Annotated in this window: 17 protein-coding genes; 9 read left to right on the top strand and 8 right to left on the bottom strand. The window is 46.8% G+C overall.

Annotated elements, in window-relative coordinates; translation table 11 throughout:
* Window positions 1–33 precede the first annotated feature (33 nt).
* Genes AAW31_RS08595 through AAW31_RS08605 form a run of 3 tightly spaced genes read left to right on the top strand, consistent with a single transcriptional unit; the run spans window position 34 to window position 2,089 of the window.
* Window positions 34–1,569 (top strand): class I SAM-dependent methyltransferase, encoded by a 1,536-nt coding sequence (locus AAW31_RS08595; protein ID WP_046849927.1) that lies wholly within the window; start codon window positions 34–36, stop codon window positions 1,567–1,569.
* Between the two features lie 49 nt (window positions 1,570–1,618).
* On the top strand, window positions 1,619–1,870 hold the full coding sequence (locus AAW31_RS08600; protein WP_144412894.1) for a hypothetical protein: 252 nt from the start codon (window positions 1,619–1,621) through the stop codon (window positions 1,868–1,870).
* 9 nt (window positions 1,871–1,879) lie between these two features.
* Window positions 1,880–2,089, top strand: coding sequence for a hypothetical protein (locus AAW31_RS08605; RefSeq protein ID WP_046849929.1), 210 nt, complete (start codon window positions 1,880–1,882; stop codon window positions 2,087–2,089).
* 176 nt (window positions 2,090–2,265) lie between these two features.
* Here AAW31_RS08605 and AAW31_RS08610 read toward each other — a convergent pair whose 3' ends face one another.
* The 5 genes from AAW31_RS08610 to AAW31_RS08630 form a co-directional block, all read right to left on the bottom strand.
* Window positions 2,266–3,087 (bottom strand): sulfite exporter TauE/SafE family protein, encoded by an 822-nt coding sequence (locus AAW31_RS08610; protein WP_046849930.1) that lies wholly within the window; start codon window positions 3,085–3,087, stop codon window positions 2,266–2,268.
* A gap of 7 nt (window positions 3,088–3,094) precedes the next feature.
* Complete coding sequence (locus AAW31_RS08615) at window positions 3,095–4,786, bottom strand: bifunctional protein tyrosine phosphatase family protein/NAD(P)/FAD-dependent oxidoreductase (RefSeq protein WP_082110384.1); 1,692 nt, start codon at window positions 4,784–4,786, stop codon at window positions 3,095–3,097.
* The gene (locus AAW31_RS08620; protein WP_235264569.1) at window positions 4,767–5,147 is read right to left on the bottom strand and encodes an ArsR/SmtB family transcription factor; all 381 of its coding nucleotides are present in this window, start codon (window positions 5,145–5,147) and stop codon (window positions 4,767–4,769) included. Before AAW31_RS08620 ends, AAW31_RS08615 begins: the two co-directional genes overlap by 20 nt.
* A 124-nt stretch (window positions 5,148–5,271) precedes the next feature.
* Window positions 5,272–5,715 carry a YeeE/YedE family protein gene (locus AAW31_RS08625; protein ID WP_046849931.1) on the bottom strand — a complete coding sequence of 148 codons (444 nt, stop codon included), beginning with the start codon at window positions 5,713–5,715 and terminating at the stop codon, window positions 5,272–5,274.
* A gap of 25 nt (window positions 5,716–5,740) precedes the next feature.
* Window positions 5,741–6,172, bottom strand: coding sequence for a YeeE/YedE family protein (locus tag AAW31_RS08630; RefSeq protein ID WP_046849932.1), 432 nt, complete (start codon window positions 6,170–6,172; stop codon window positions 5,741–5,743).
* Window positions 6,173–6,293: 121 nt separating this feature from the next.
* Between AAW31_RS08630 and AAW31_RS08635 the strand changes: the two genes are divergently transcribed.
* The 3 genes from AAW31_RS08635 (at window position 6,294) to AAW31_RS08645 (ending at window position 9,348) form a co-directional block, all read left to right on the top strand.
* Window positions 6,294–7,154, top strand: coding sequence for an MBL fold metallo-hydrolase (locus AAW31_RS08635; protein WP_046849933.1), 861 nt, complete (start codon window positions 6,294–6,296; stop codon window positions 7,152–7,154).
* 36 nt (window positions 7,155–7,190) lie between these two features.
* Window positions 7,191–8,840: a multicopper oxidase family protein gene (locus AAW31_RS08640; protein WP_046849934.1), complete on the top strand. Its 1,650-nt coding sequence runs from the start codon at window positions 7,191–7,193 to the stop codon at window positions 8,838–8,840.
* Window positions 8,841–8,961: 121 nt separating this feature from the next.
* A complete protein-coding gene (locus AAW31_RS08645; RefSeq protein ID WP_235264537.1) occupies window positions 8,962–9,348 on the top strand; it encodes a surface-adhesin E family protein in 387 nt (128 codons plus the stop codon).
* Between the two features lie 64 nt (window positions 9,349–9,412).
* Here the strand turns inward: AAW31_RS08645 and AAW31_RS08650 are convergent, their stop codons facing one another.
* The 3 genes from AAW31_RS08650 to AAW31_RS21940 form a co-directional block, all read right to left on the bottom strand.
* Entirely contained in the window at window positions 9,413–10,714 is a 1,302-nt protein-coding gene (locus AAW31_RS08650; protein WP_046849935.1) for an aminotransferase class I/II-fold pyridoxal phosphate-dependent enzyme, read from the bottom strand.
* A gap of 12 nt (window positions 10,715–10,726) precedes the next feature.
* Window positions 10,727–11,683 carry an L-threonine 3-dehydrogenase gene (locus tag AAW31_RS08655; protein ID WP_046849936.1) on the bottom strand — a complete coding sequence of 319 codons (957 nt, stop codon included), beginning with the start codon at window positions 11,681–11,683 and terminating at the stop codon, window positions 10,727–10,729.
* Window positions 11,684–11,825: 142 nt separating this feature from the next.
* A complete protein-coding gene (locus AAW31_RS21940) occupies window positions 11,826–12,104 on the bottom strand; it encodes a VanZ family protein (RefSeq protein WP_258920425.1) in 279 nt (92 codons plus the stop codon).
* A gap of 894 nt (window positions 12,105–12,998) precedes the next feature.
* On the opposite strand from AAW31_RS21940, the gene AAW31_RS08660 reads away from it, so the two are divergent.
* The 3 genes from AAW31_RS08660 to AAW31_RS08665 all read left to right on the top strand — a co-directional run bounded on the left by AAW31_RS08660 (window position 12,999) and on the right by AAW31_RS08665 (window position 16,161).
* A complete protein-coding gene (locus AAW31_RS08660) occupies window positions 12,999–13,979 on the top strand; it encodes a zinc-binding alcohol dehydrogenase family protein (RefSeq protein WP_200899758.1) in 981 nt (326 codons plus the stop codon).
* 1,146 nt (window positions 13,980–15,125) lie between these two features.
* Window positions 15,126–15,257 carry a hemin uptake protein HemP gene (hemP, locus tag AAW31_RS19780; protein ID WP_235264538.1) on the top strand — a complete coding sequence of 44 codons (132 nt, stop codon included), beginning with the start codon at window positions 15,126–15,128 and terminating at the stop codon, window positions 15,255–15,257.
* 172 nt (window positions 15,258–15,429) lie between these two features.
* Entirely contained in the window at window positions 15,430–16,161 is a 732-nt protein-coding gene (locus tag AAW31_RS08665; RefSeq protein ID WP_046849938.1) for a DUF2325 domain-containing protein, read from the top strand.
* Window positions 16,162–16,549: the final 388 nt, after the last annotated feature.

The raw sequence follows: 16,549 nt of genomic DNA on the forward strand, positions 1-16,549 counted from the left end.
AGGCTGGCAGGGTTTTTTAATTGAATAGAAAATATGGATAAAGATTGGTCACAAGGGTATTTCACTGAAATCGGCTATACGTTTGGTTACTATCGCGAGATTTCACCTGTTTTCATCCGTTTTTGCCTGTTGCTGCAAGGTGTAATGCCACCCGAGTCAGCCACACCAAATTATTGTGAACTTGGCATCGGGCAAGGATTGTCACTCAATCTGCATGGTGCTACGACACCCGGGCGCTTCTTTGGAACGGACTTCAATCCTGAACATGCGGCATTCGCCCAAAATCTGGCGAGAGCTGCCGCCTTACCGCTCGATATTCGGGATGAAAGCTTTGAGGAATTTTTGCATGCCGATCTGCCTCCAATGGATTACATCGCTCTGCATGGTATCTGGACTTGGGTGAGCACTGAGAATCACCAACAGATCGTTAATTTTGCACGTAAATTCCTGAAACCAGGTGGTGTACTCTACCTGAGTTATAACTGTTTCCCTGGCTGGGCGCCAGCTGCGCCGCTGCGTCAATTGTTCGCACTACATGACCGTTTCGCTAGTCGTGCGCAAGGTGCGTTCGCGCGCATGGATTCTGCGATTCAGTTTTCAGAGCGTTTACTGGATGCCAATTCGGCCTACGCACGCGCAGTGCCAGGCGTTAAAGAACGGCTAACCAAGATCAAGGAGCAAAATCGAAATTATATCGCGCATGAATTTTTTAACCGCGATTGGAACGTCATGTATTTCGCGGATGTGGCCGAGCGCCTGGCAGATGCCAAACTCGAATTTGCCGCTTCAGCCACCCCGCTCAATGCAATTGATGCCATCAACCTCAGCCCAGAAGCCCAGGAGATGATGAGGGAAGTCACTCATCCTGTACTCAAGGAGCAGATGCGTGACTACTTCACTTTTGCTCAGTTCCGTAAAGATATTTTTATGAGAGGGGTGTGCCGCTTGACGGATCAGGAAAAGAGCCAGCGTTTGCTGAATACACGTTTCGTCTTGATGAGCTGGCCGGAAGATATTCCGCGCAAGGTTACGGGAAACTGGGTCGAGGGAAATTTGCAACCAGAAATCTATAATCCCCTTCTGGCTGTCTTGGCCGAGCGTGAGTTCGCACCCAAGACCCTCCGTAGTCTGTGCGCAGCAATGGCTAATATAGCGAACGCACAACAAGTGCTGCAAGCAGTGACCATTCTGGTGGGTATGGGGCATTTGGCTCCCTGTCAAGATGAGGAAACGGTAAAGAAGGTGCGTACGAGCAGCGATCATCTCAACAATGTGATTCTTAACCGTGCGGTGTTTAGCCGTGACATCGCTTATCTGGCTGCTCCTGTGACAGGTGGGGCTGTCTCAGTAAACCGCATGCAACAGCTTTTCCTGCTGGCCAAGGAACGAAAAACAGCTGACCCCGCGGCGTTCGTTTGGCAGATTTTCAAGGACAACAATGAACGCATCGTCAAAGAAGGACAGGTCATCGAAAATGATGAGGAAAGTTTAAAAGAAATCAAAGCAAACTATGCGAGCTTTGCCGCCAAGGCGATGCCATTACTTAAAGCAATGGGAATCTTGCACTGAATAATTGAAATAGAAAGCTTCGATCGATTTAGTGTGGCGCTTCACCTCATTGCATACCTGGCAGAGAGTGCCACAAATGCTAGGTGGCAATGTTGCAGTGGTACAAGAAGATATGCGGGTGCTAAAAGTTATTCCATTTCTAACTCAAATCTGGTTTTGTCGGCTTCTCCTTGCCATCTTATTTGTATTATCTAACGACATGTCTTCGCGTGGTATTGGAGTTGGAGATGGAATTATCTGCTTTGCCTTACCTTGTAAGGCACGATTTCTCAACTTTGCTTTTGCAAAAGTATTGGTGTAAGCTGATTATATGGAGTTTCCTGTATTCAACAAGGAGCAGCGAGAAGGTTTAGCTAAAGTATCAGATAATGTGGCTACTGCATCGGTTGTTGCAGCCTTACTGGGTGGTTTGATTGATAAGAAAGTAACTATCTTCGCTGTGTTGGCACTGATATTTCTGGCAAGCATGTTCTTGATTGTTTCCTTTATTCTGCGTAAAGGAGCAGATGATGGCGATTGAATCTATAATTGGACTGGCAGTATTTGCAGCTATCATGTTATTAGTAGCATGGTACGCTGATAAGCATCGCTCAAGCAAATAGATGATCCGGTTTTATAAAGATGCTTGCAAGATGTGCCAACGTGACAAGGTCCATCGTTCGAATGTAAGTATTAACAGATATCCGCACTGCAAAACTAAAGTAATATAGCCCAAATCACTTTGGTAATCATACCTGCTGCAATACCGCCAGCCAGGATAGCGAAGCCTTGCTGTAACCGGGGGCCGGCAAGACGCTCGGCAAACATTCTACCGAGCAGCATGCCTGCGATCGTGCCAGTACAAAAGAATAAGGCTATCGGCCATTGCATCGCGCGAATGATTATCGCTGAAATGACGCCCGTGGTAGCAATCAGAGCGGTGATTGCCAGTGAGGTCGCCATTATGGACAATATGGGAAGATTAGTGATTTTCCTGAGGGCGGGTACGATCACGAATCCTCCTCCTACGCCCAGCAGACCTGACAAGAAACCTGCTGTGGTGCCTGACAATGCTAATGCTCTGAAACATGGTATGGTCCAAATTAAACGTCCGCTGGCTTCATCTATCTGACAAGGAGAAGCGGAATGTTGCGTGCTCATCTCATTTTTACCTTCATGCATGCTTTGGCGAAACATATGCTGGGCAACAAAGAGAAGTACTCCAGCAAACAGTAAGGTCAAGGATATATCGGGTAAATGCTGTGCTAGCCATATCCCGGCGGGTGAGATGAGCGCGCCTATCAAAGCAATGAAACTAGCTGCCCGGTATCTGACTCTTTTTTGTCTGAACGCCAGCCATGCGCCGATGGCTCCCGACAAGCTGACCGCCAGCAAACTGATGGGAGCAGCTTGTGCAACCGTCAGGTCCAGGCTGAACATGAGCAATGGCACTGCGATGATGGTGCCACCTGCTCCTGTCAGGGCAAGCACAATGCCGGTAAATGAACCGAGCAGAATGCTGATTAAGCTAGCGTCCACCGGCTACTCAGCTTACATTGGTTGAGCGGGTTAGCCACTCACGGCCTTTCAGCATGCCATTCCAATACAGCCAAGGGAACACTTTGGCTTTGAGAAACCAGGTGAATTGCCTTGGGACAGTCGGATCAAGCGGAAAAGTAGGTAGCAATTTTCCGCCAAAACCAAATTCGGCCAGAATCACCTTACCCTTTTCCACGGTTAGTGGACAGGCACCATAGCCGTCGTAAACATCGGGAAGCTGTTTGCCTTCTCTGGCTGCCAGCAGATTATCAGCTACGATCACGATTTGCTTTCTAGCTGCCGCTGCTGTTTTGGCGTTGGGCGAGGAGCAGGCATCTCCGAGCGAGAAAATATTGGAGTAACGCACATGCTGCAAAGTTATAGGATTGACTTCACAGAAGCCCGCTGTATCTGCCAAAGGACTGTTACTCAGAAAATCCGGCGCGACCTGGGGCGGCGTGACATGCAACATATCAAATGGTTTGTCTATACGTGAGGCTTTGCCTTCGCTGTCTTTGATTTCAAAAGTGGCAATTTTGTTGGTGCCATCGACTTTGATCAGATTAGAGTTGAAGACCAGTTTGGCATGATAGCGCTGCACATATTTCATCAATGGCGGCACAAAATCAGCGACCCCAAACAGTACTGCAGCGGCGCTATCGAATTCGACTTCAATATTATCCAGCACGCCCTGGTGCAGCCAGTAATCGCATGAAAGATACATGGCTTTCTGTGGTGCACCAGCGCATTTGATCGGCATAGGGGGCTGGGTGAACAATGCCTTACCTCTTTTGAGAGTTTGCGTCAGCGACCAGGTATAAGGCGCCAGCTCGAATTGATAGTTGGAAGTCACCCCATTTTTGCCGAGCGTTTGCTGGATACCTTCGATTTTTTCCCATGCTAGACGAATCCCGGGACAAACAATCAATTGGTGATAACCGATTGAGCGACCGTCCGCCAGATGGACCAGATTATGGTCTGGATCGAAACCGCTCGCTGCTGCCTGAACCCATTCAGCTTTGGGTGGAATGATATCCACCATGTTCCTTACCGTATCCTTAATGTCATAAGCGCCTCCACCAACCAAGGTCCAGGCCGGCTGATAATAATGCTTATCACTTGGTTCAATGATAGCAATGCGTAAGGAAGGTTGGCGATGCAACAAACTCGCAGTAACGCCGATGCCTGCAGCTCCTCCTCCTATCACAACGATATCAAACACGTTGCCCCAATTGCAGGCAGGAACTGCTGACTGTCTTTTTTCCGCTGAGGGAGAGGATAGCTGAGCCGTCGCAGGGGCTTCGCCTGTCCAGCTGCAGGCGGCAGTAACCGATTCTGCTTCACCTGCCGGCTTTTCCTGTTTTTGCTTGGCCATTTGATACAATGCTTTGGGCCGACTGCCGCTTTTGCAGAAAGCGAGCACGGGCCCCGGTAATTCAAGCAGCAGTTTGTCGAATGCTTCACTTTTTTCAGTCGAGGCTGCCCCGATCTCGACCGGTAGATAAACAAATTGAAGGCCAAGCGAGCGCGCTGCCTGTTGCAGTTGTGCGCTGGTAGGTTGCGCTTCCCCGCCCTCATAATCGGGTCGATTGCAAATAACCGATTGATAACCTGCTGCAGCAATTTCTGACAGATCATCCAGACCGATCTGGCCGGAAACAGACAATTTTTCATCCAGTTTAGTCGTGATTATACCCATTTTTTTCTCCTCCAGAAGGGATTGGTTTTTTCAGCTTAAGATGACTGCTTTTTTTCTGAGGGTGAGGACTGTGATCGATGCAATAAAGATGATACAGCGTTTGCATAATGTGTAATGCTGCCTGACTAGCCAGGCAGTAATAGATATATTTGCCCTTGCGCTCAGTATTGACCAGTTTTTCTTCCCGCAGCACGGTAAGCTGCTGTGACAGGGTCGGTTGTCGGATTCCAAGCGATTGCTCAAGTTCGCCCACATTTTTTTCACCTTGTGCGAGCTGGCAAAGAATGAGTAAACGATCTTCATTAGCCAGTGCTTTCAGCAAGGCGCATGCCTGTGCAGCGGATGCCCGATTGGACAGCATGTCAGTCAAACCAGTAGGATCAGCTATTTCTTTTTTGATTAATGGATTGCTCAGCATAAAAAGTGTTCAAATTTTCTTGTTTAAAAGGTGTTGCAAAAATGTTTTGTGTGGAGTAGACAGCAGCCTATCCATCTTGTTGCTTGGCCTGGCGGGCACGGTATCGTTCCACTAACTCAAAAATAGCCATACCAAGCAACATCGCTGCGACAAATACCATACCGTGCAGACTGCCTGATCCAACCAGCACCAGACCAGGGCCTGGGCAGACGCCAGCCATACCCCAACCGATACCAAACGCCAAACTACCTAACACCAGCCGTTTATCGATCACGCGAGATGTAGGCAGCGAAATGGATGAGCCCAGGAAGGTTCTGCCGTGGCGGCGTGCTAAGGCAAAAGCAACTATACCAACACTGATTGCACCCAGCATGACAAAGGCCAGAGATGGGTCCCAAGAGCCAGTCATATCAAGAAATGCCAGGACTTTGGCTGGATTTGCCATCTGCGACCAAATCAACCCGATGCCAAAGATCAAACCCGAGAGTAATGCGATGAATATCGTGCTCATAGGGAAATCCTTTTCAATGGCGCAATCAGCTCAGTAGATGTCTGATGAGGTAAACCGTGACTACGCCTGCAGTGATGAATGTGAGCGTCGCCACGATCGAACGGGGCGACATGCGTGATAACCCGCATACGCCATGTCCGCTGGTGCAGCCTGAGGCATAACGAGTACCCAGACCCACGATCAACCCTGTCAGAGCCATTATTAGGTAGCTGGTGTCTATTTGAATCGGGGGTAGTTCATTAAACAACTGCCAGATAATAGGTGCCAGGATGAGCCCGGAAGCAAAAGCAAATCGCCAGCCGATATCACCTGGCTGTCGCCTGAATAAACCTCCGACAATACCGGAGATGCCGGCAATCCGGCCGGCAAACAATAACAGGATCGCAGTGGCAATCCCAATCACCATGCCGCCAGCCAGCGCAGATGCAGGTGTGAAATGTATCCAATCAATGGTCATGAGAACTCTCCATGATTTATCTTTATATATAATAATAATTGATAATATGTTAATAAATATATTATAGTCAATTTATTGAATTTATTTGAGCTGAGAAAAGAAGAAAGAACAGGAGAGAACCATGCAACCAAACATCCAAGCATTCTTTGACCCGGCTACTTGGACAGTGACTTACGTGGTGTTTGATGAGCGAGGCGGAAGTTGTGCCATTATTGATCCTGTGCTCGATTACGATCCAAAAGCGGGTAGAACGAAAACGGTTTCTGCCGATAAATTGATTTCATTTATTCATGAGCAGCATTTGACTGTGGAGTGGATTCTCGAAACGCATGCACATGCTGATCACCTCTCCTCTGCGGATTACCTGAAAGGAAAGCTCGGAGGAAAAACAGCGATAGGCGATCACATCCCGGTGGTGCAGCAAACTTTCAAGAAGCTGTTCAATATGGAAGCCACATTTTCCCCGGATGGGTCGCAATTCGATCATTTGCTGGCGGATGGCGAATCGTTCGGTGTGGGCAAATTGACTGCCAAAGCCATTTCAGTTTCGGGGCATACGCCAGCCGACATGGCTTATCAGTTTGAAGATGCTATTTTTATCGGTGATACCTTATTCATGCCGGATATAGGTACCGCTCGTGCTGATTTTCCGGGAGGAGATGCACGTCAGCTTTATCATTCCATCCGTAAATTACTGGATTTTCCACCAGATACAAGATTGTTCATGTGTCATGATTACCCGCCCAAAGGTCGTGATGTTCAGTGGCAAAGCACAGTAGCGGAAGAACGTGCTCACAATATTCATGTTCATGATGGTGTCAGCGAAGAAGAATTTGTTGCGATGCGCACTGCGCGTGATGCGACCCTGGAGATGCCGGTGCTGATGCTGCCATCCGTACAGTTCAATGTACGCGCAGGCCAAATGCCTCCTGCAGAAGATAACGGGATTGCTTATTTTAAAATACCGATCAATGTAATTTGAGCATTTTTAATATGAATTAAGGTGGAGGGAGAAACAATGGCACACTTTGATAGCAAAAGACGACAATTTCTGCAGTTTGCTGCTTTTGGCACGATGGTGGCAGCGTGGCCGGGTTTTATTCTGGTGGAAGCGGCAAAGATGAATAATGCATCCAGCAGCGCGTTCAAGCCTGATGTGGAAATCGAGCTGACTGCTAGGCCCGATACTGTTTCCCTCAAGCCCGGTGCGGCCACCAAGGTCTTCAAATATCACGCCCAATTAATTAAAGGCCCCACTACTACGTTAACCAACATGCCAAGCTATCTTGGTCCTATACTGAATTTTGTGCGTGGCCAGAAAGTTCGCATCATTGCCTATAACGATTTGCCTGAGCCGACCGTTGCGCATTGGCACGGTTTGCACGTGCCGCAGAAAATGGATGGACATCCGATGTACGCCATCAATCCAGGTGAGCGCTATATTTATGAATTTGAAATCAAGAATCCTGCTGGCACTAACTGGTATCACGCACATACCCATGAAAAGACTGCCACCCAGGTTTATCAGGGACTGGCAGGATTGATCACTATAAGCGATGAACAGGAACAAAAACTGGCGCTGCCCAATGGTGAATACGATCTCCCTTTGGTGATTCAGGATCGGCGCTTGACTGTGGATAATCAGCTGCAGTATCTCCAGCATGGCCGGCGTGAGCGCATGTTGGGTTTTCTGGGTGATACTATTTTGATCAATGGCCAGATTAATCGTACTATTCCGGTTAAAACCCGTGCGTATCGCCTGCGCTTGCTGAATGCTTCGAATTCGAGGATTTACAAACTCGGCTGGGAAGATGGGACACCCTTGACGGCAATCGGCACCGATGGCGCTTTGCTCGAAAAGCCCGAAACCTTTCCGTATATCATGCTGGCGCCGGCTGAGCGGGTTGAATTATGGGTTGACTTCAGTGGCCGTGAGGTTGGCTCCGATCTCATCTTGCAAAGTCTCGAATATCACGGTGTCATGCCACATATGGGTGGCGGAATGAGAGGCGGGATGGGTATGATGAGGGGGGGGCTCGCGCAAGGAAGTAAATTTCCGTTGGTGAAATTTCATATTGCTGAGAAAACCAGCGAATCACCTCAATTACCGGCTCAGCTGATCAAATTCCAGCGTTTGACTGACCGTGATGTGGCCAACCCCGACAAACCAATCCAGATTGGCTTGAGCATGAGGCATATGTCGCCCGAGCTCAACCATCGATCGTTTGAAATGCTGGCTGTGGCTGAAGGGGAAAAAATTCCAGTCAATACCATCCAGAAAATCAGGATTTACCAGGAAGAGCATGGCATGCACGGAGGAGGTAGAAGGGGAATGGGTAGAATGGAGGATGATGCGGACGGTATGGAAGGAAGAGGAGGGATGAGAAGTGGCAGAGGCGGGATGATGGAAATGGCGCACCCGATCCATCTGCACGAGCAGCAGTTCCAGATACTATCCCGTTTAATCAAGGATTCGCATGGCAGTGGCTATGCTACTGTCAAGGATGGTTTCATCAATAGTGGCTGGAAAGATACCGTGCTGGTCATGCCTGGTGAAGAAGTCACGATTATCAAGCCATTCCAGGATTACACTGGTCTTTATCTTTATCACTGTCATAACCTGGAGCATGAAGATATGGGGATGATGCGGAATTTTTTGGTGAGCTGAATCATTCAAACTAACTGTGAACCAAATGACAGCGAGGTAAGAAATTCCTCTGATAAAATAGAGCGTACTATTCAACTCCTGTCCGCGAACTGCTTCAGCGCGGCATTAAAATCAAATAGACATGATGAGAAAAATATTATTGCTGGCTCTTCTTGTATCTCTCCTAACGCCTGCGCAGGCAGAATGGATAAGGATGGATGGGGGCGCAAAGCAAGGGGGGGCTCATTATTTTGATCCAGAAAGCATGCAAAAGGACGGCCATTTCAGAAGAATCTGGGTTTTATCCAGTTATGATCAGAAGCAGTCAGGCGGATATCAATCAGTCAAAAGCCTCTATGAGCTTGACTGCAAGGAAGGAAAAGCCCGCTCTTATACCATGCTGCTTTATTCAGATCCCAAAGCGGAAACCAGTGTAATCGGTGCTCAGCATGATCCATCAACTGATTGGTTTAGTTATCCCACCAATTCTCCTCTTAGTCATATCGCTAAGACTGTTTGCGAAAAATAATTTTGTCTATTCTTTTTGCCATTCAGAGTCAGCTTCATTACGGAGGAAATCCAGGTCGGGATGGCTATGGGCGAGAACGCGAATGGGCTAAGAAATTTTTCAAGACACTGAGGAGATAATCAATATCGCCAATGGTATGGTTGGCATTAATTTGGAAACGGATTTCTTCGTCTCCTTTAGGAACAACTGGATAATTTAAACCGGTCGCTAAAATGCCATTCTGGAAAAGATATTCGATCAGAAGCGCTGTTTGCTGGGTGTCACGCACGACCAGCGGAGTTACCGGGTGTTCGCCAGGAATGGTTTCGAATCCCAGTTCAGTTAAGCCATTTTCAAAGCGTGCTGTCAGCTCGCGCAATCTTGCTAAACGCGCCAGTCCTTCCTTGCTTTCCAATATTTCCACAGAGCCTGTGGCAGCCAGTGCCTCGGATGGGGTAATCGGATTTGAATACACATAAAAAGGGGAGACTTGCCGTAGATAATCAATCACAGGGGCGCTGGCAACGATATAACCGCCATTGACTCCCAAAGCCTTGCCCATCGTGGCAATGAGTATGTCGACTTGGCTCCTTGTGTATTCTTCGGTTCCCCGTCCGGTTTGGCCAAACGCGCCTACGCCATGTGAATCGTCAGCAACAGTAATGATGCCTTCGGCAAAGTTCTGCTCATATTTCCGGCAGATCGCGACAATTTTATCCAGTGGCGCATAATCACCACGCATACTGAAAATGCCGTCAGTGATGACCAGCACGCGCTTGATCTCAGGCTCACCGGCAGCATTTCTGCCAGAACTATAAGTACTGAGAATGCGTTCGAGTTCTGCCATATCGAGATGTGGGTAAATCTCTTTTTTGGCTGAATGGGACAAACGAATGGCATTGATGATGGAGTTATGATTCAGTTGATCGCTCACTACCAGCGTGTGTTCATCGATTAACGCGGGCAGTACCCCCATCACAGTTGCATAAGCTGCACTGTAAATCATGGCGGATGCCCGTCCGTGAAATGCCGCCAGGCGCTTTTCAAGTTCAACATGCGGTTGGTATGTGCCGGAGATGAAACGGACGGCACCGGGTCCGGTGCCAAAATGTTTAACGCCTTCTTCTTCTGCGGCGATCACCTTGGGATGCAACGCCAGACCCAAGTAGGAATTGGAGTTCATCAGTAAGTACGCCTTTTCATCACTTGCTAGAAGATAACGCGGCCCAAAGTTTTCATCTTCTGCCGGAGTGGGCAATCGGCCATTTCTTACCCAGTCGGGCAGGGTGATTTGTGCAATCACTTTCTCAACCCCTCTGTGAGCCCCTCTTTCCTTCAGCTCGGCCAGCTTCGAGGTGCAATACGCATTCAATTGTTCAAGAGACATCTCAGCTCCTTATCAATGTTTAACTTGGCTTTTTTGTAGACGCTCGATCATGTCTTTTGTCATGGCCGCAAGGTCATATTGAGGCTGCCAGCCCCATTCTTCCCGCGCAGCCTGATCGTCCATGTGGCGCGGCCATGAATCAGCGATGGCTTGCCGCACCGGGTCGATCTGATAATGCAGGGTAAAACCGGGAATATGTTTTTGAATTTGTCCTGCCAGCTCTTCTGGCGCAAAACTCATTGCAGTGAGATTAAAAGCATTACGATGTTTTAGCTGCTGCGAGTCGGCTTCCATCAGCTCAATGGCAGCCCGCACGGCGTCCGGCATATACATCATATCGAGAGTAGTGCCTTCAGCTAAGAAGCAGGTGTATTGCTTTTGCTGGATGCCCTGGTAAAAAATTTCGACGGCGTAATCGGTCGTTCCTCCGCCAGGCAGCGTTTCATACGAGATCAATCCAGGGTAGCGGACCCCGCGGGTATCTACGCCAAAACGGGTGAAGTAATAATCGCACAATAGCTCACCAGCCACCTTGCACACGCCATACATGGTATTGGGGCGCTGAATGGTATCCTGTGGCGTGTGGTCACGCGGCGTGCCTGGTCCGAAAGCGCCGATCGAACTGGGAAAGAAAACGGCGCAGCCATAGGCGCGGCTTACTTCTAAAACATTTTGCAGTCCTTCCATATTGATTTTCCAGGCAATCTGCGGGTTTTTTTCAGCGACAGCTGATAATAAGGCAGCCAGGTGAAAAATAGTATCAATGTGAAAGTCTTGTACAATGGTTGTAAGCGCATCGATATCGGTCACATCAAGCGAGGTGTAGGGCCCTTCTTCTACCAATGTTTTTGGAGGTGTTCTCTTATGTCCGGCCGCGACCACATGATCGCTGCCGTATTTTTTTCGCAGTGCAGGAACCAGTTCAGAACCAATTTGCCCGGTAGCCCCGGTGACCAAGATGCGATTCATAAATTCCTTATTTTTGAATTTCAGGAGCAATCAGAAAGAGATCATTGCCAAAAAACATTTTGGCTGGGCAAGTACATAGTGACTCTCATACTTACCATTATCTCTCTATATCGAGTTGCTTTGTCAAATGGAGGCCTATAGATTAAGCGGTTTTTTTGTGTACAGCCGTACCCATCCGAGGAAGCCAGATGCCAATCATCATGCCGATGAGATTGAATGCAATATCAACGAAACTAATGTATCGACCGGAGGTATCGGTTTGATACCATTTCAGCAGTGCGCCATAAATACCCGCCATTATCAGGATTAGAATCATTTTAATCCGAGGGTTAAAGTACGGAAACAAGCAGCGGTAACATATCCCGGCAAGCAAAGCATAGGCTGGCATATGCAGCGTATTGTGAATTATTGAAGAAAACAATAAAAATATGGAATGAATGATTGATGGATTGTCAGGCGGCTTCTCCGGTATCGGACAAATGGCATGCAGGCAGATATTACGCCCTACATGAGCTAATGGGTGATCTCAGTAATGCTTTGAATAAAAAGCATATGTTTACAAGCATGCTTTCATAATTCGAGCTTATTTCCAGATTACCCTGCCGGATCAGTATGGTCCGGCAGGATTTATTGCATCCGAAACCATGCGGCAGAATTTTATGCTGCGTATCCGCCGGCAAATTAGTTCTAAGTACCAGCAAAGTATTCTGAGATCATAATCAAAGCTACCGTTACGCCGAATATGACTGCGATATTAATAGCAAAATATCTAAGTGTTTCCGCATCGCTTCTTGTATTGTTTAATGAACTCATATCCTTATTTACTCCTATATTATCTGTAAACATAAAAAAATATGAACCGATTCAAGGTTATAAATATGAGCCGAATCGTGTTTAGCTTCATTGATCTAGATCAATGAAGCCAACCTCAATTATTGATTTATGTCAATAAATACTAATTGAAGGTCTCAATAGCTTCAGCTGTTTGCTCCCACAATAAATTGAAAAAACTGGGGAATAGGAAAAGGTGTTAGTTATTTCAAAGTATATACAATGCTGTAGGGCGTAACAGCGAAACGTATTGCGCCGCTATGACTGCTCAAAAGCTGGCGGGCATTGGGTGTGTGAAATTAGAGTATTGGCATGCAATAAGAGCAAATCTTTATTTGATTGCTCGTGTCACTCTGGTACTATCAGTTTTTGCGAAAGCTGAATAAGCTGCTCAAAGATCATGCGGGCTCTTTTTGTGAGCCGTTAACCATACCGTCTAATTCTCAATTGAAAAATCTATTTTATATTTTTACATCATATGCATGTGCTAGGTATTAATGCTCGACAGGCCTTTGAATTAACTGAGCTTCCTGATCCCGTTATTGGTGATTACGATCTGTTGGTGCGGGTAAAAGCAGTGGCAGTGAATCCTGTCGATATTAAACTCAAGGCTAGTATCAAGCCGGATCAGGCTGGATTGAAAATTCTTGGATTTGATGCCTGCGGTGAAGTGTTAGCAACAGGTGCACGGGTTGAGGGCTTCGCGGTGGGTAATCGGGTATTTTATGCGGGTGATGTCATGCGCGCGGGATGCTTTGCTGAACAACAAGCCGTAGATAGCCGCTTGGTTGCCAAAGCACCGCAAAGCTTGTCTGATCTGGAGGCGGCGGCCATGCCGTTGGTCGGGTTGACTGCTTCTGAAGCCTTGTTTGACCATTTGGGTATGAGCCTGGATGCTGCTGCTAATCAAGGCAAACGTATATTGATTATTGGCGGTGCAGGTGGGGTAGGTTCCATGGCGACTCAATTGGCTAAGCAAGTGGGGGGTAGAGTGATTGCGACGGCTTCACGTGCTGACAGTCAAGCTTGGTGCAGGCAATTAGGTGCAGATCAGGTGATAGACCATAACCAGCCGTTACGCCCGCAACTTGAGGAAGAGGTGGATTGGATTTTGTGTGCTGCCGATACGGATAGCCATCTTGATAATATGGCTGCTTGTATTCGACCCTTCGGTAAAGTCTGTGCTTTGGTGAGTCATCGTCAGCCGATGGATATGAATCGTTTTAAAAACAAAAGCGCAAGTTTTCATTGGGAGTTCATGTTTACCCGGGCGATGTTCAAAACATCAGATCAGTCGCAGCAAGGCGTCTATCTGCAGCGCCTGGCGCAAGCCGTTGACGCGGGGATTATTCGTTCCATCCTGACTCAGCAGGGCGGGCAGCTCAGTGTTGAAACGCTGCAAGCTGCATTTGATCAAGTTGCTAGCGGCAGGATGATTGGCAAAATAGCGTTAAAAGGGTTTTAAGCAATAATTTGCTCATAAGTGCTGGTAAAAACGTAGCTTCGCTCATTACTTGTCTGCATAGCTTATTAGCTCGGCTTTGATTTCCTCTTCCCATCCGAGCAGCTCTCCTCTATTTTTGCTTGCCTCGCTGATTAATCGTAGATTTCGGGCGGTGGTTTTGGATTCCCATGATTCTCGCCGTAACTCTTGGTATCCGCAATCGTGCCAAGGCTATGCTCTATCGTGCATACCGCATCCAATCCCTGCTTGCGAGCTTCAGCTAATTTTTTGATCTGCTCTGATAGACAGCGCGCTCACGGATATATCTCTTCCAAAACCATTGATTAATTAATAGATGGGGCTGTCCGTCGTTCGCTTGCTTAAATACTTCTTAAAATTGTTTTGTCAGGATTTGAGTAATTCTTGCGATATTGACAGGCTTGCCATTTGTACCGATACCATAAGGTATGCAACGTAGCGGCGCAACATTAAAGGAAGGTTGGCCTGTGTGCTTGATGAAAAGTGATACGGTGAAGCGGGCTGTGCAGCATGGCGCAAGCCGAGTTTGTAGAAAACGTTGGCGTTGGACGTGGTGAGATCAGTGAGAGCGTATTCGCATAATATCAGACGTTCGCACATTGGTTTATGGATCATATCACGGTCATTTCCTCGTCAGCTCGTATTGGTGCGTCATCGGCTGCCAGGATAGCCGGTTCGATCAGTCATGATAAACCGCATCAAAATCAAGCATCTTGCCGCCAGTCGTCGGTTCTTGCCCAAAAAGCATGAGTACAAAGCAGAGCGGGCTGGTCATGGTTTTTTTTCAGACTGGTTAAATAAGGGCGAAATCTTATCTCGCTGTTTATTTAATATTTTTGATGCGTTCAGAATATGAGGAGTGTACTCATAATCATGACCCTCAATGGCGTAATAATTCACTCATTTTAGTTGATTCTTGAGCGGAGAGGTTTTTACCGACACCAATGGCCGATGCTGTGGCTCTTTGCAGGCTGAATGCCATTTTTAGAAAATATTTCAACAAGCGCTTGCATTACTCGGTTTTTTGTATATAATGAGAATCATTCTCATTTACATTATTAAATTTTGGCTGTCATGAATAGATCGAATAGTAATTTGCAAGTTATTACGGAATCACACTCTTTACTCATGCGCGATCCATATAAACCAATTAGCAGTGATAGCTTGTTTGTAGTAGGTAACGAAGTGCTTATTCAACACCGAGGCGAACAGTATCGGTTACGCAGAACACGAAATGGTAAGCTGATTCTAACGAAATAGTGAGTAAAATTAAATATTATCTTGCAAAACAAAAAAACCTATAGCCGGATAAAACAGTTTCTCATCAGTCACTGGAAGTACTCTCTCCTCTGCCAGTGACTATTTTAGCCAGCCAGCCTAACTTTTCTAGGCAAGCCAGCCAATTTTTTTATCGATTTAAGGGGTAAGGGCTATGAAATCTTTAAAAAAAACTATCTTTACGCTTGCCTTTCATGGAATAGATAATTTCTCCGGCAATGCGTTGCACGATTATTCTCACCACCCTTCGCTCATCACAAAATACCATACAGATAATCCTGAGAAGAAATTTACTTACATCGGTAAGTTATTTTGGCTAAGAGATACCTTGCGTGCATGGCTGTCCGCCTTTAGAGCAATTTCATATGCTGTCATCCGGCCTGTATCTGAACAAGAGCCTCTCCCGATAATTCATAGCCATTTTCCCGGGAAAGGAGTGTATTCCAATGTAAACATAAGGCCGGAGACAGAATGGGTTCCACTGATCAAGGCAAAGCCGATGATCAAGTCTAATGCTAGCCAGGAGATCACCGAAATGCACGGTTCTAACCTTAACCTTGCCGGGCAAACTGTTCTATGCGTGGGTGGGCGTGCTACGCTTTATCCAGATTATCTTCAGCTGGTAGAAGCTGCGGGAGGGTGCTTCATGATCTATCGTGGCAATCCAGAAAGTAAAAGAGATCATTTATATCCATTACTAGATCGGGTTAATATGGTTATTTGTCCAGTCGACTGTGTCAGTCATGATGATTACTTTGCCGTTAAACGTTATTGCAAGCTGTCGGGCAAGTTGTGTGTATTCCTGGAACGTTCCAGCTTGCCTGCTTTTAGTCAAGGTTTGAGAATGCTTGTTTTACAATTGCGTAAAGATCATTATCCAGCGTAACAGATTTCCCGCTGTCTGTTTATGCATAGGGTATTAAAGGCACGATCATACTTTCGGAAAAGCAATATACTTATGCCTGGATCGCAGACGCAGAGGCTGGCTCTGGCCCTTGCGATCCTTCCTCGGTTATCTGGTTATTATTCGACTTCCAAATCAAAAATGATGTAAATGATGTGAAGGCAAGCCGCAGACAATATAAAAAATATGGCAAGGTAAAGCCGACAAAGTCAATTTTGGTTTAGAAATGGAAATAGGTAAATAAAGATCTGTTCCCCTAATAAAACTTCCCTCACATGCTTTCGGGCTGATATTTCACTTTTTTAAAAGTAGAAAATTCTATTCGTAATACTTTAGTCATTAGTAAAACGATCAATTCAGACATTTTCTA

This window comes from Nitrosomonas communis (genome assembly GCF_001007935.1).
GTDB lineage: Bacteria > Pseudomonadota > Gammaproteobacteria > Burkholderiales > Nitrosomonadaceae > Nitrosomonas > Nitrosomonas communis.